This window comes from Paracidovorax avenae ATCC 19860 (assembly GCF_000176855.2).
Classification (GTDB): Bacteria; Pseudomonadota; Gammaproteobacteria; order Burkholderiales; family Burkholderiaceae_C; genus Paracidovorax; species Paracidovorax avenae.
Genome location: NC_015138.1, coordinates 3,004,716 through 3,017,819, shown reverse-complemented (window position 1 = coordinate 3,017,819; position 13,104 = coordinate 3,004,716). Strand labels below are relative to the sequence as shown.

The window sequence follows — 13,104 nt, the reverse complement described above, 5'->3', positions numbered from 1 at the left end:
GTATTCCTATGACTTCCATTCATCCCACGCATAACTCTGCCGGCATGGCCCCTGCAGCCCCCGGCGGCACCGCGCAACCCGCCGAGGTACCGGCGGCATTGGTCCTGCTGCTGGCCACTACCGCCGGCGTGAGCGTGGCCTCGCTCTACTACAGCCAGCCGATGCTCGGCGTGCTGGGCCCGGACATCCATGCGGACGGGCGCTCCGTCGGCCTCGTGCCCACCCTCACACAACTGGGCTATGCGCTCGGCATCCTGTTGCTCGCCCCGCTGGGCGACCGGTACGACCGGCGCCGCATCATCCTGGCCAAGGCGGCCATGCTCGCCGCGGCGCTGCTGGCCAGCGCCGCGGCCCCCGGCATCGCCGCGCTGCTGGCCGCCAGCCTCGCCATCGGCCTGTCCGCCACCCTCGCGCAGGACGTGGTCCCGGCCGCGGCCACCGTGGCGGCCCCGCATGCGCGCGGCAAGGTGGTGGGCACGGTGATGACCGGCCTGCTGCTGGGCATCCTGCTGTCGCGGGTGGTGAGCGGCCTGGGCGCGGCAGCGTTCGGCTGGCGCACCGTGTACGGTGCAGCGGCTGCTGCTGTCGCATTGCTGGGCGTGGCCGCCTGGCGCTGGCTGCCGCGCTTCGCGCCCACCACCCACCTGGGCTATGGCGCGCTGCTCGCCTCCATGGCCGGGCTGTGGCGGTCGCAGCGCCCGCTGCGCCGCGCGGCACTCGCGCAGGGGTTGCTGTCGGTCGCGTTCAGCGCTTTCTGGTCCACGCTCGCCGTGATGCTGCACAGCGAGTTCCATTGGGGCAGTGCGGCGGCGGGTGCCTTCGGCCTTGCCGGAGCGGCCGGCGCGCTCGCCGCGCCCCTGGCCGGCCGGCTGGCCGACCGCCGCGGGCCCGGCCTGGTCACGCAACTGGGATCGGGGCTGGCCCTGGTGTCGTTCGCCTCGCTGCTGGCCGCGCACTGGCTCCCCGGCTGGGCACAGCTCGGCCTGCTGGTGGCCAGTGCCATCGGTTTCGACTTCGGCATCCAGGCGGCGCTGGTGGCCCACCAGACCCTCGTCTATGGCCTGGAGCCCGCCGCGCGCAGCCGCCTGAATGCCCTGCTGTTCACCGGCGTGTTCATCGGCATGGCCACGGGTTCCGCGCTCGGTGCGCTGGCCATGGCCCGCTGGGGCTGGTCCGGCGTGGCCGTGCTGGCCACGCTGGCCTGTGCGGCAGCGCTGGCCGTGCGCATGGGCGATGCGCACGGTCGGGCCGCCCGGGCCTGAACGCCGCCGGGCTTGGGCAGAAAGGCGCACGGCTCGGCCGTGTTCCGGTCGGCGGAACAGCCCCTCGTGCCCCTGCGGGCGCAATGGCGGTTGGTGCGGAGGGGCGCTTTGGCCATGTCATCATCGCCCCCGACATGAGTGTTCCTTCCCCCACGCATTCCGACTTCCTGCGGACCGCCGGCGAAATGAGCGAGCGGGTGCGCAGGCACGACTGGTCCTCCACGCCGCTCGGCCCCATGGCATCCTGGCCCGAGGCGTTGCGGGTGGCGGTGCAGATGGTGCTGGCGTCGCGCTTCCCCAAGTGCCTGGCCTGGGGGCCGGAAATGGTCTCCATCTACAACGATGCCTTCCGCGTCATCCTGGGGGCCAAGCCGGAAGCGCTGGGCCGGTCTTTCTACGATGTCTGGGCCGAAGCGTGGGAGACAATCGGCCCGCTGGCCGAGCGCGCGCTCGCCGGGGATTCCGTGTTCCTGGAGGATTTCCCGCTGGTGGTGCGCCGCCAGGGCTACGACGAACAGGCCTACTTCACCTTCTGCTACAGCCCGGTCTGCGATGGCTCCGGCACCGTGGTGGGCTTCATGGACACGGTGGTCGAGACCACCGGCAAGTTCCTGGCCCAGCAGCGGCTGCAGGACCTGGCCGCCACGCTGGAGCAGCAGGTGGCCGACCGCACGGCCGACCGCAACCGGCTCTGGCTGCTGTCCGACGCCATGCTGGTCGTCACGCGGCTCGACGGCACCATCGCTGCCGTCAACCCCGCCTGGCAGGCCACGCTGGGCTACTCCGAGGACGAGACCATCGGCCGGCGCATCCTGACCTTCATCCACGACGATGAAGCAGTGCGCGTGCCGGGCGACGTGCAGCGCCTCGCCGAGGCCGTGCGCCACCAGGCCACGCTGCGCTTTCGCCACCGCAACGGCGCGGACCGCTGGATCGACTGGACGGCAGTGCCCGGCGACGGCTTCGTGCAGGCCGTGGGCCGCGACGTGACCGACGAGCGCGCCCGTACCGAGGCACTGCTGCAATCGCAGGAGCGCGTACGGCACAGCCAGAAGATGGAGGCGATCGGGCAGCTCACGGGCGGCATCGCGCACGACTTCAACAACATGCTGCAGGGCGTGGTGCTGCCCCTGCAGCTGATCGGCCAGCGCCATGCGCGCGGCCACATGGACGACATTCCCCGCTACGTGGAGGCCGGCCTGTCGTCGGCCCGGCGCGCCGCCGCCCTCACGCAGCGGCTGCTGGCCTTTTCGCGGCGCCAGCCGCTGGACGTGCGGCCCGTCGATGTCGCCGCATCCATCCGCAATCTCGAGCCCATGCTGGCCAATACCTGCGGCGAGAACACGCGGCTGGACATCGACGTCCCGGCAGAGCTCTGGCCCGTGCTCACCGACGTCCACCAGCTCGAGAGTGCGGTGCTCAACCTCGCCATCAACGCCCGCGACGCCATGCCCGAGGGGGGCCGGCTGCGCATCACCGGGGGCAACCTCGGCGCAGCGCAGGCGCTGCCGCCGCAGGAGCGCGAGGCGCTCGGGCTGCCGCCGGGCGACCTGGTGCGCCTGCAGGTGAGCGATACGGGGCACGGCATGTCCAAGGAGGTGCTGGACCTGGCCTTCGATCCTTTCTTCACCACCAAGCCGATCGGCCAGGGAACGGGGCTGGGGCTGTCGATGATCTACGGCTACATGCGCCAGTCGGGCGGCGCCGTGGCGCTGGAGAGCGAAGTGGGCCGCGGCACTTGCGTGTCGCTCTACTTCCCGCGCTCGTCCGAGCAGGTCAGCGGCGAGGCGCCGGCCGGGCTGGACAGCGCCGAGGCAGGCAAGCGTCCGGACTCCGTCCTGGTGGTGGAGGACGACGCCACCGTCCGCGAATTCGTCTGCGAACTGCTGCGCGACCTCGGCTTCCAGGTGATGTCGGCCCGCACGGGGGCCGAGGGCATGGCGATGCTGTCGGGCGCGATCCACTTCGACCTGCTGGTGTCGGACGTGGGGCTGCCCGGGCCCAACGGCCGGCAGGTGGCGGACTTCGCGCGCGAGCGCCTGCCCGGCATCCTGGTGCTGCTCATGACGGGCTATGCCGAGCAGGCGGCCATGGACCCCGGCTTCCTGTCCACCCACCGGATGGAGCTCATCGTCAAGCCCTTCGACGCCCAGGCGCTGGTCAAGAAGGTGCTGGACATGGTGGGCACGCCCGGCCACTGAACGCGCTGGCCGGCGAAACCCCGGGAAGTCCGCGAAACCCCGCTGCGGCGCCAGGGCGGGCCGGGTGTTGCACAATCCCCTCCCTCATAACCGCGGCGTCTTTGCATCGAACCTCTGGTTCTTTGGCATTCCGCCGCACAGGCCGTAGAGTCGCGGGTTCCGCGCCCGGGGCACCGCCATGGTTCCGTCCACGGCGCGGTGCTCCTTTTCTCTTCACCGTTTCCTTTTTCTCCAGAACCGATCCTGCTCCCACGCGCCGGCCCCCGGGCCGCCCGCTGCCGGAAAAACAAGGGATCGCATTGCCATGATCGACTTACGGGGCATCACCCAGATTTACCAGGGGCCTAGCGGTCCCGTGGAAGCCTTGCGGGGCATCGACCTGCACATCCAGCCGGGCGAAGTGTTCGGCATCATCGGGCGCAGCGGCGCGGGCAAGAGCTCGCTGGTGCGCGTCATCAACCTGCTCAACCGCCCCACGGCCGGCGAGGTGATCGTGGCGGGCCGTGATCTCACGCAACTCGGCGATGCCGAGCTGCGTGCCGCGCGGCGTGACATCGGCATGGTGTTCCAGCATTTCAACCTGCTGTCCTCGCGCACGGTGTTCGGCAATGCCGCGCTGCCGCTGGAACTGGCCGGCATGGACAAGGCCGCCATCCGCGAGCGCGTGAACCCCCTGCTCGAACTGGTGGGCCTGTCGCACCTCGCGGACCGCTATCCGGCGCAGATCAGCGGTGGGCAGAAGCAGCGCGTGGGCATCGCCCGGGCGCTGGCCAGCCGGCCGAAGGTGCTGCTCTCCGATGAGGCCACGTCGGCGCTGGATCCGGAAACCACGCGCTCCATCCTGGCCCTGCTGCGGCAGGTGAACGAAGAACTCGGCCTGACGGTGGTGCTCATCACCCACCAGATGCAGGTCGTCAAGCAGATCGCCGACCGGGTGGCCGTGATCGACGCCGGGCGCATCGCGGAAATCGGCCCCGTGCTGGACGTGTTCACGCGGCCCCGCCAGCCCATCACCAAGAGCCTGATCGACGAGATCGTCCCGCAGGAGCTGCCCGCCAGCGTGCTCGACCACGTGCGCCACCTGGCCGCGCAACTGCCCGAGGGCGAGACGGGCGAACTGCTGCGCCTGTCGTACTCGGGCGAGCGGGCCTACCAGCCGATCCTCTCCGGGCTGATCCGGGAGCATCGCCTGGACCTGTCCATCCTGCACGGTCAGATCGACGAGATCCAGCGCCAGACCTTCGGCTCCCTCGCGGTGTACGCGAGCGGCGAGCCCCCGCGCCTGGCGGCCGCCGTGGCGCAGTTGCGCGCCCAGGGCGTGGTGGTGGACGAAGTGAAAGTGGAAGCGGGAGTCTGACGCGATGTTCGAGAACTTTACGGAAATGATGCTGGAGCTGTTCGCCACCTCGCTGTGGGAGACGCTCGTCATGGTGGGCATCTCGGGCGTGGTCGGGGCGCTGATCGGCATCCCCCTGGGCGTGTTCCTGCGCCTGACCGACCGCGGCGGCGTGCTGGAGAACGGCCCCGTCAACAAGACCGTGGGCTGGATCGTGAACGCCGTGCGCTCCACGCCCTTCATCATCCTGCTGGTGGCCATCATCCCGTTCACGCGGCTGATCACCGGGTCGTCCATCGGCACTGCGGCGGCCGTGGTGCCGCTCACCATCGCCGCAGCGCCCTTCGTCGCCCGGCTGGTCGAGGCCTCGCTGCGCGAGGTGGACCCGGGCCTGATCGAGGCCGCCCAGGCCATGGGCGCGACCACGTCCCAGATCGTCTGGAAGGTGCTGCTGCCCGAGGCGCTGCCCGGCATCGTGGCCGGCCTGACAATCACCTTCGTCAGCCTGACCGGCTATTCGGCGATGGCGGGTGCCATCGGCGGCGGCGGGCTGGGCGACCTGGGCATCCGCTATGGCTACCAGCGGTTCCTGCCGGACATCATGCTGGCCGTGGTGGTCGTGCTGATCTTCTTCGTGCAGGCCGTTCAGAGTTTGGGCGACTGGGCGGTGCGCCGGTTGAGCCACCGCTGATGAACGTGGTGGTGGCGGCCGCCCGCTGCGTGCGCCGCCAGCGAGCGCGGCGGCGAACGCGCTTCACGCCCGCCCCGCGCGGAACTCGCCTGGCGTGAGGCCCAGCCGGCGCCTGAATGCGCTGCTCAGGTGGGCCTGGGTGGCGAACCCGCACTCGGCGGCAACGTCCGCCACGGAGCGGCCCGGGTCGAGCAGCAACTGCCTGGCCCGCTCGATGCGCCGCTCGATCACGTACTGGTGCGGCGACTTCTGGAAAGACTGTCGGAACAGCCGGGCGAAGTGGTGCGTGCTGTAGCCGGTCGTGCGCGCCATCTCGGCCACGGAGATGGGCTGCCCGATGTGTTCGTCGATGTAGAGCCGCAGGCGCTCCCATTGCCCGCGCAACTGCGGCACGCCAGCGGATGCCGCCGGGCGTCCTTGGCCGGAGCCATTCCCGTAGCGTCCGCGCAGGTAGCTGGCCAGCGTGAGCGCGAGGGCCTGCACATAGGCCGCGCCCAACGGCATGCCCGCTAGGGCCTCGGCCTGCAGCCGCTGCAACAGGTCGGTGATGTGCGGGTCCTGCACGCCGGTGCGTGCCGGCATCCCGTCCCGGCCCGGCGACAGGGCGCCGTCCAGGTGGAGCCAGGTGCATTCCATGGCATCGCCCCGCCAGCGCACGTCGCTCACCACCGTGCCCGCGGGCAGCAGATCCACCATCCCGCTCGTGCGGCGCCAGCTGCGGCGCTGGCCGTCGCAGCGCATTTCGACATCGCAGGCGCCTCCGGTCCAGAGCGTGACCGTGTCCACCGGCACCATGCCGATGTGCGTGGTGCCCGACCGATCGAGCCGGAAGCAGCCCATGGGCGGGCCGGGCCATGCGGCGGGCGTGCGTTCCACCGGGTTCGCGCAGGGCGTGGCGGAGCAGATGGCGGGGGCGTCCATGCACGCATATTAGGAAGCCAGGCTTTGCGGAAGCTGACAGCGCCACCGCAACCGGATCAGGGTGTTCCCTGGGGGAATTTTTGAACGCGGCCGCACGTTTTTGAAAGACCGGCCCGCGGAGCCGCTGCTACCGTGCCTGCCACCGGATTCCGGTGAACAACGACAGCAACCATCTTGAATGACTAGCTCAAAGACGCTCAGCAAAGTCATCGCGCCAGGGCGACCTGGTGCGAGCGATCGCGTTCAGGATGACCAGCAGCTTATGCATGCAGGCCACGAGGGCGACCTTCTTGGCTTTGCCCGCGGCCAGCAGCTTGGCGTAGAACACCTTGAGGACGGGGTTGAAGCGCGTGCCGACCAAGGCTGCGACGTAGAGCACGCGCCGCACGTCGGCGCGGCCACCGAAGATGTGGCGCTGGCCCCTGAGCGTGCCCGAGTCGCGGTTCATGGGCGCCAGACCGACCAGGGCCGTGATCTGCTTGCGATTGAACTGGCCGAGTTCGGGAAGTTGCGCCAGCAGCGTGCAGGCGGTCGTCGGCCCCACGCCCTTGACCGAGGTCAGCAGTTTGGCCAGGTCGGCGTGGTGAGTCTGGACATGCGCCTTGAGCTCGTCATCGACATCGTGCAATTGCGCCGCGATGGCATCCATGATCGCCAGGATGCTGGGCTTGGCCTTGCGGTGGGCCACGCCCAGGCGCTGGCGCTCGGACACCAGCATGGTCAGCAGTTGCCTGCGGCGCACCACCAGGGCCGTGAGCTCGCGGCGCTCGTCGTCGGCCAGGGCACGAGGCTGGTGGCCTTGCGCATCGAGCATCGAGGCAAAGCTGCGCAGAGCTTGCGCGTCGATGCGGTCGGTCTTGGCCAGCTTGCCCACGCAGCGCGCGAAGTCGCGTGCCTGGCGAGGGTTGACCACCGACACGCGCAAGCCCGCGCCCGCCAAGGCCAGCGCGAGGTCTTGCTCATAGCCGCCGGTGGCCTCCATCAGGATGAGCCTGGGCGCCAGCGGTGCGAGCCATTGGCACAGCTGGGCATGGCCGGCTTCGTCGTTGGCCAGATTGAGCGTCTGCAGTTCGCCCGTGACAGCCACTTCGAAGCTGTTCTTGGCGATATCGATGCCCACGTAGACGAGTTCACTCATAGCGGTTCTCCAACTCCCAGCCTTACGAATACGAAATGTGTTCGGTCAACCATTCGGGATGCGGCAGAACAAAGGGACCACCACCGTGCGCCCTGGGCTGTCATTCGAGCTCGCGCTCGCAGGAGACACAGGCTGCGCGGCGGTGAGTCAACCCGTTCAGTGGCCAAGGCCGGCCGGCCTGCCTTGACGACTGAAGTTTGAACCAACTGAGACATATAAGGAGACACTTCATGGCGACTGCGCAGCTTTCTTCCTCCTCCCTGCCCATCCGTCGGCGCACCCTGCTGGGTGCGCTGTGCGCGGGCGCGATCCTGCAGGGCTGCGGCGGGGGAGGGGGCGGCGGGAGCAGCCTGCCGGTCCTGCAGTCCGCCTGGAGCGCTCCGGTCTCGGACTACAACGCCGTCTCGGTGCTGGGCAGCCCGGCGCCGGCGTTCGTCCAGGACCGCACCATCCGGCAGGTGATGCGCCTGGCCGCGGGAGGCGACGGCGTGCGGGTGCGCATCTCCAACCTGTTCGGCCCCGGCGCGCTGGCGGTGGGATCGCTGCGCATCGCGCGCAGCGCCGGCGGCACGCGCATCGCGCCGGGAACCGACGTGGCACTGACTTTCGGTGGGCAGGCGTCGGTCACCATCCCGGCCGGACAGGAACTGTGGAGCGACGTCGTCGCGATGCCGCTCGACAGCCTGTCCGATGTAGCCGTCTCGCTCTACGTCGGGCCGCGCACACCCCTCGGCACCTACCACCAGCTCGGCATGCGCAACACGTACATGGCCACCGGCAATGTGGCTTCGGCCGAGGACGTGGCGCCCGCGGACGCGCCCACCACTTCCTATTACTGGGTCAGCGGCATCGACGTGCGCAATACATCCGCGCAGGGCACGATAGTCACTTTCGGCGATTCGATCACCGACGGGCTGGCCTCCACGCTCGACGGTTCGCGCCGCTATCCCGATGCGCTGGCTCGCCGCCTGGCGGCGGATCCGTCCCTGCGGGGCCTCAGCGTGGCGAACGCGGGCATCTCGGGCAACCGCATCCTGCACGACGGCGCCGGCCCCCGCGCCCTCGGCCGGTTCGACCGGGACGTGCTGCAGCTGTCCGGTGCCACGCACGTGATCGTGCTCATCGGCATCAACGACATCGGCTTCTCCAACATCGTGCCCTCCGAAGCGGTCACCGCGGACGAGATCATCGCGGGGCTCGCCACCCTGGTGCAGCGCGGGCGGGCCGCACGGCTCAAGGTGATCCTGGGCACGCTGCTGCCCTTCGACCACGCCCTGGGGCCCGACGGGCAGCCGTCCCCGTACTACGACCTGGCGGGAGACGCCAAGCGCGCCCGCGTGAATGACTGGATCCGCTCCGGCGCATCGCAGGCCGACGGCGTCATCGATTTCGACGCCGCCGTGCGGGACCCTGCCGCTCCGTCCAGAATGCGGGCAGCCTACGACAGCGGCGACCATCTGCATCCGGGCGATGCCGGCTACCAGGCCATGGCCGATGCCATCGATCTTTCGCTGTTCCGGTAGCCCCGGATAGCCGCTGCCGATGTGCGTGATTGAAAACCCGCCGCACACGCTGCCTTCCGCTTGCGTAACATTGAGTCACATTTAATCAAGCAGGTGAGACGCAATGGGTTTTTCTCGCATGACGGTCGCCAGGCGCCTGACCGTCGCTTTCGGGATTGTGGTCGGGCTGCTGGTCGTGGTGGCCGCCATCGCCCTCTTCAAGGTACAGGCTATCGACAGGGCGCTGGCCGCCAACGGCTCCGAACACGTGCCGATCCAGCGCTACGCCATCAATTTCCGGGGCTCCGCGCACGACCGCTCCATCGCCGTGCGCGATGTCGTCCTCGCGGCCACGCCGCAGGAGCGCGAACGCGAGGTGGCGGTCATCGCTTCGCTCGCGGCGTTCTATGCGCAGTCCGCCGGCCCGCTGGAACGCATCATCCGATCGCCCGGGGCGGGCCCGGAACTGGCGCCCCTCTACGCCGACATCCAGCGGGCCGAGGCCCAGGCGGTGGCGACCACGCAGCGCATCGTGGCGCTCGCGGGCCAGGACAACGCCCAGGCGCGCGAAATGCTCTGGACGCAGGCCAAGCCCCAGTACGTGCAATGGCTGGCGGCCATCAACCGGCTGATCGATTTCGAGGAAGCGCGCATCCAGGCCGAGAACGCCACGGCCATGGCGCAGGCGAGCGGCTTCCGCGCCGTGATGGTGGGCGCGCTGGTCCTGGCGCTGGCCACGAGCGTGCTGGTGGCCTGGGCCGTGTCGCGCAGCATCGCGGGCCAGCTGGGCGCGGAGCCGCAGGCCCTGGCGGAGGTCGCGGGCCTGGTGGCGTCCGGCGACCTGGGGTCCGTGCGGGGCGCAGCCACGGCGCGCGCAGGCAGCGTGCTGGCCTCCCTGGGCAGCATGCAGCAGAACCTGTCGTCGGTGGTCGCACGGGTGCGCAGCGCTTCCGAGTCCATGGCGCACGGGGCGCTGCAGATCGCCGAGGGCAACTCCGGCCTGCTGCAGCGCACCGAGGCGCAGGCGCGGCACCTGGAGCACACGACGGCATCGATGGAGCGCATGACGCTGTCCGTCAACGGCAATGCCGAATCCTCGCGGCAGGCGGCGCAACTGGCGGCATCGGCCAGTGCCGCGGCCGGCAAGGGCGGCGTGGTCGTGGGCGAGGTGGTGGCCACCATGACCGCGATCGCCGAGAGCTCCGGCAAGATCGCCGACATCATCGGCGTGATCGACGGCATCGCGTTCCAGACCAACATCCTCGCGCTCAATGCGGCGGTGGAAGCGGCGCGCGCGGGCGAGCAGGGCCGCGGGTTCGCGGTGGTCGCCAGCGAGGTCCGCAGCCTTGCCCAGCGCAGCGCCCAGGCCGCCCGGCAGGTGAAGGCGCTCATCGAGGACAGTGTGGCGCGCGTGGACGACGGCTCCCGCCTGGTGGGCCAGGCGGGCTCCACCATGGCCGACATCGTGGGCCAGGTGGAACGCGTCGCCCAGCTCATCGCCGAGATCAACGCCTCCACGGCGGAGCAGACCGGCGGCATCGCATCGGTGGGCGAGGCCGTCGCGCAGCTGGACGAATCGACGCGGCAGAACGCCGCGATGGTGGAGCAGGGGGCCGCAGCCTCGCGCACGCTGGAGCAGCAGGCCGCCCACCTGGCGCAGGCCGTGGGCGTCTTCAAGCTGGCGGCCTGACCGGGCCGGGCTGGCGAAGGCCGGCGGCGGCCCGGTGGTTTCCGGCATGAGGAAATGACAACCCGTTCTTTGGCGGAACGGGCCCGTGCCGATACGATCCGCCTCCACACATTTCGAATGGAAAGTCACTCCTGTGAACAAGCGTTTTCTGCTCCGCTCCCTCATTGCCTCGTCGATCGCCCTGATGCTGGCCCCTGGCGCCATGGCCCAGGACAAGCCGATCAAGGTCGGCGTGACCGCCGGCCCGCACGCGCAGATCTTCGAGCAGGTCAGGAAGGTGGCCGAGAAGGACGGCCTGAAGATCCAGATCGTCGAATTCAGCGACTACGTGCAGCCGAACGCGGCGCTGGCGGCCGGTGACCTCGATGCCAACAGCTACCAGCACAAGCCCTATCTCGACGCCCAGGTGAAGGACCGCGGCTACAAGCTGGTGTCCGCGGGCTACACGGTCAATTTCCCCATCGGCCTGTATTCGAAGAAGGTGAAGAAGCTCGAAGACCTGAAGGAAGGTGCGCGCTTCGGCATTCCCAACGACCCGACCAACGGCGGCCGCGTGCTGCTGGTGTTGCAGGACAAGGGCCTCATCAAGCTCAAGGACGGTGCCGGCCTCAAGGCCACGCCGCTGGACGTGACCTCCAATCCGAAGAAGCTCAAGTTCGTGGAGCTGGACGCCGCCCAGCTCGCCCGATCGCTGGACGACCTGGATGCCGCCGCGATCAACACCAACTTCGCCCTGTCCGCGGGCCTCAACCCCAAGACCGATGCCATCGCCCAGGAAAGCGCCAAGAGCCCCTATGTGAACATCATCGCCGTGCGCGAGGCCGACAAGGACAAGCCCTGGGTGGCCAAGCTCGTGAAGGCCTACCACTCCGACGAGATCCGCCAGTACATCGACACGCAGTTCAAGGGGGCGGTGCTCGCTGGCTGGTAAGAGGCGGCGCCCCGAATGCGCGCTTGCCTGACAGGCAGGCTGCCCCGGGGCCGTGATCATGGAGAACTGCCGGGCCGCGCCACAGCGCGGCCCGGCTGCTTCTACCAGCCACTCAAGGAGTCTCCATGAGCCAATACACCATCGCCGTCCTCGTGGGCAGCCTGCGCAAGGATTCGTTCAACCGCCGCATGGCCGATGCCCTGGCCAGGCTGGCGCCGCCCGATTTCACGCTCACGCAGGTGCGCATCGACGACCTGCCGCTCTACAACCAGGATGACGACGGCCACCAGAGCGAATCCGTGCTGCGGCTGAAGTCCGAGATCTCCAAGGCCCAGGGCCTGCTGTTCGTCACGCCCGAGTACAACCGCTCCATCCCGGGCGTTCTCAAGAACGCCATCGACCATGCTTCCCGACCCTATGGCCAGAGCGTCTGGGGCGGCAAGCCGGCGGGCGTGATCGGGGTGTCGGTCGGTGCCATCGGCACCGCGCTCGCCCAGCAGCACCTGCGCAACGTGCTCGCCTACCTCGACGTTCCCACGCTGGGCCAGCCCGAGGCCTTCATCCAGGCCAAGGATGGCCTGTTCGCCGACGACGGCAGCATCGGCGAGTCGAGCCGGCAGTTCATCCAGACCTGGATGGACAAGTACGCGGCCTGGGTGCGCCGCCACGCGCAGGCCTGACAGGGGCCTCGCGTCCGGACGCCCCGGACGCCCGCTGCAGCGGCGGCCCGCTGCAGGTGCCTGCCGCAGGCCGGAGCGTGGTGTTCAGGCCGCTTCGGCCAGCGTGGCGGCAGGTACCGCGGCATGTGCCTGGATGTCGGCATCGGCGCTCGAGAGCGCCTGGGCGCGGGCGTCCGGGCCCATGGCCACGCCTTCTGCACGCACGAAGCGCACGTCGGTAACGCCGAAGAAGCCGAACACCGTCTGCAGGTAGCTCTCCTGGTGCTCCAGCGCCCGGCCGGCATCGCTCGTGGAATACACGCCGCCGCGCGACGACACCACGATCACCGTCTTGCCTTTTGCCAAACCTTCGGGGCCGTTGGCGCCGTAGCGGAACGTGCGGCCGGGCTGGGCGATGCGGTCGATCCAGGCCTTGAGCTGCGTGGGGATGCCGAAGTTGTAGAAGGGTGCGCCGACCACGACCACATCGGCCGCGAGGAACTGGCTCACCAGCGATTCGGACACGGCGTTCTCACGCTGCTGCGACTCGCTCAGCCCGTCGGTCTGGCCCGTGCGGGGAGCCATCGCGTCCATGGTGAAATGCCCCGGAGCCTGCGCCACGAGATCGAGGTATTGCACCTCGGTGCCGGGGTGGGCGGCCACCCAGGCGGCCACGGTCTTGGCGGTCAGCTGGCGCGAAACGGATGCGTTGCCGGTGATGGCGGAGTCGATGTGCAGCAGTTGCATGGTATTTCTCCTGATGTCGGGTCAAT

At 69.5% G+C, this 13,104-nt stretch carries 11 protein-coding genes; 8 read left to right on the top strand and 3 right to left on the bottom strand.

The annotated features are described in order from the left end of the window. Nucleotides 1-8: 8 nt before the first annotated feature. From ACAV_RS13245 to ACAV_RS13230, 4 genes are all read left to right on the top strand, one after another. On the top strand, nt 9-1,262 hold the full coding sequence (locus tag ACAV_RS13245) for an MFS transporter (protein WP_041828768.1): 1,254 nt from the start codon (nt 9-11) through the stop codon (nt 1,260-1,262). A 134-nt stretch (nt 1,263-1,396) separates the two neighbouring features. Then, nucleotides 1,397-3,463 carry a hybrid sensor histidine kinase/response regulator gene (locus tag ACAV_RS13240; protein ID WP_041828767.1) on the top strand — a complete coding sequence of 689 codons (2,067 nt, stop codon included), beginning with the start codon at nt 1,397-1,399 and terminating at the stop codon, nt 3,461-3,463. A gap of 304 nt (nt 3,464-3,767) precedes the next feature. Beyond that, nucleotides 3,768-4,820 (top strand): methionine ABC transporter ATP-binding protein, encoded by a 1,053-nt coding sequence (locus ACAV_RS13235; RefSeq protein WP_013595084.1) that lies wholly within the window; start codon nt 3,768-3,770, stop codon nt 4,818-4,820. Between the two features lie 4 nt (nt 4,821-4,824). Beyond that, complete coding sequence (locus ACAV_RS13230) at nt 4,825-5,490, top strand: methionine ABC transporter permease (RefSeq protein WP_011795636.1); 666 nt, start codon at nt 4,825-4,827, stop codon at nt 5,488-5,490. 63 nt (nt 5,491-5,553) lie between these two features. On the opposite strand, the gene ACAV_RS23825 is transcribed toward ACAV_RS13230, so the two are convergent. Together ACAV_RS23825 and ACAV_RS13220 are read right to left on the bottom strand one after the other, a co-directional pair. Then, a complete protein-coding gene (locus ACAV_RS23825; RefSeq protein WP_013595083.1) occupies nt 5,554-6,411 on the bottom strand; it encodes a helix-turn-helix transcriptional regulator in 858 nt (285 codons plus the stop codon). 187 nt (nt 6,412-6,598) lie between these two features. Next, nucleotides 6,599-7,549 carry an IS110 family RNA-guided transposase gene (locus tag ACAV_RS13220; protein WP_013595082.1) on the bottom strand — a complete coding sequence of 317 codons (951 nt, stop codon included), beginning with the start codon at nt 7,547-7,549 and terminating at the stop codon, nt 6,599-6,601. 230 nt (nt 7,550-7,779) lie between these two features. Between ACAV_RS13220 and ACAV_RS13215 the strand changes: the two genes are divergently transcribed. From ACAV_RS13215 to ACAV_RS13200, 4 genes are all read left to right on the top strand, one after another. Then, nucleotides 7,780-9,072, top strand: a complete 1,293-nt coding sequence (locus ACAV_RS13215; RefSeq protein WP_013595081.1) for an SGNH/GDSL hydrolase family protein — start codon at nt 7,780-7,782, stop codon at nt 9,070-9,072. A 103-nt stretch (nt 9,073-9,175) separates the two neighbouring features. Next, nucleotides 9,176-10,741 carry a methyl-accepting chemotaxis protein gene (locus ACAV_RS13210; protein ID WP_013595080.1) on the top strand — a complete coding sequence of 522 codons (1,566 nt, stop codon included), beginning with the start codon at nt 9,176-9,178 and terminating at the stop codon, nt 10,739-10,741. Between the two features lie 133 nt (nt 10,742-10,874). Then, nucleotides 10,875-11,672 carry a MetQ/NlpA family ABC transporter substrate-binding protein gene (locus ACAV_RS13205; RefSeq protein ID WP_041828766.1) on the top strand — a complete coding sequence of 266 codons (798 nt, stop codon included), beginning with the start codon at nt 10,875-10,877 and terminating at the stop codon, nt 11,670-11,672. A 125-nt stretch (nt 11,673-11,797) separates the two neighbouring features. Continuing rightward, complete coding sequence (locus tag ACAV_RS13200) at nt 11,798-12,352, top strand: NADPH-dependent FMN reductase (protein WP_013595078.1); 555 nt, start codon at nt 11,798-11,800, stop codon at nt 12,350-12,352. An 84-nt stretch (nt 12,353-12,436) separates the two neighbouring features. Here ACAV_RS13200 and ACAV_RS13195 read toward each other — a convergent pair whose 3' ends face one another. Further along, on the bottom strand, nt 12,437-13,078 hold the full coding sequence (locus ACAV_RS13195; protein ID WP_013595077.1) for an FMN-dependent NADH-azoreductase: 642 nt from the start codon (nt 13,076-13,078) through the stop codon (nt 12,437-12,439). Nucleotides 13,079-13,104 lie beyond the last annotated feature (26 nt).

What these genes read in the sequence shown, in the direction of transcription:
- ACAV_RS13245 (WP_041828768.1), top strand. Translation starts at nt 9, where the DNA reads ATGACTTCCATTCATCCCACGCATAACTCTGCCGGCATGGCCCCTGCA.
- ACAV_RS13235 (WP_013595084.1), top strand. Translation starts at nt 3,768, where the DNA reads ATGATCGACTTACGGGGCATCACCCAGATTTACCAGGGGCCTAGCGGT.
- ACAV_RS13200 (WP_013595078.1), top strand. Translation starts at nt 11,798, where the DNA reads ATGAGCCAATACACCATCGCCGTCCTCGTGGGCAGCCTGCGCAAGGAT.
- ACAV_RS13210 (WP_013595080.1), top strand. Translation starts at nt 9,176, where the DNA reads ATGGGTTTTTCTCGCATGACGGTCGCCAGGCGCCTGACCGTCGCTTTC.
- ACAV_RS13220 (WP_013595082.1), bottom strand. Translation starts at nt 7,549, where the DNA reads ATGAGTGAACTCGTCTACGTGGGCATCGATATCGCCAAGAACAGCTTC.
- ACAV_RS13240 (WP_041828767.1), top strand. Translation starts at nt 1,397, where the DNA reads ATGAGTGTTCCTTCCCCCACGCATTCCGACTTCCTGCGGACCGCCGGC.
- ACAV_RS13215 (WP_013595081.1), top strand. Translation starts at nt 7,780, where the DNA reads ATGGCGACTGCGCAGCTTTCTTCCTCCTCCCTGCCCATCCGTCGGCGC.
- ACAV_RS23825 (WP_013595083.1), bottom strand. Translation starts at nt 6,411, where the DNA reads ATGGACGCCCCCGCCATCTGCTCCGCCACGCCCTGCGCGAACCCGGTG.
- ACAV_RS13230 (WP_011795636.1), top strand. Translation starts at nt 4,825, where the DNA reads ATGTTCGAGAACTTTACGGAAATGATGCTGGAGCTGTTCGCCACCTCG.
- ACAV_RS13195 (WP_013595077.1), bottom strand. Translation starts at nt 13,078, where the DNA reads ATGCAACTGCTGCACATCGACTCCGCCATCACCGGCAACGCATCCGTT.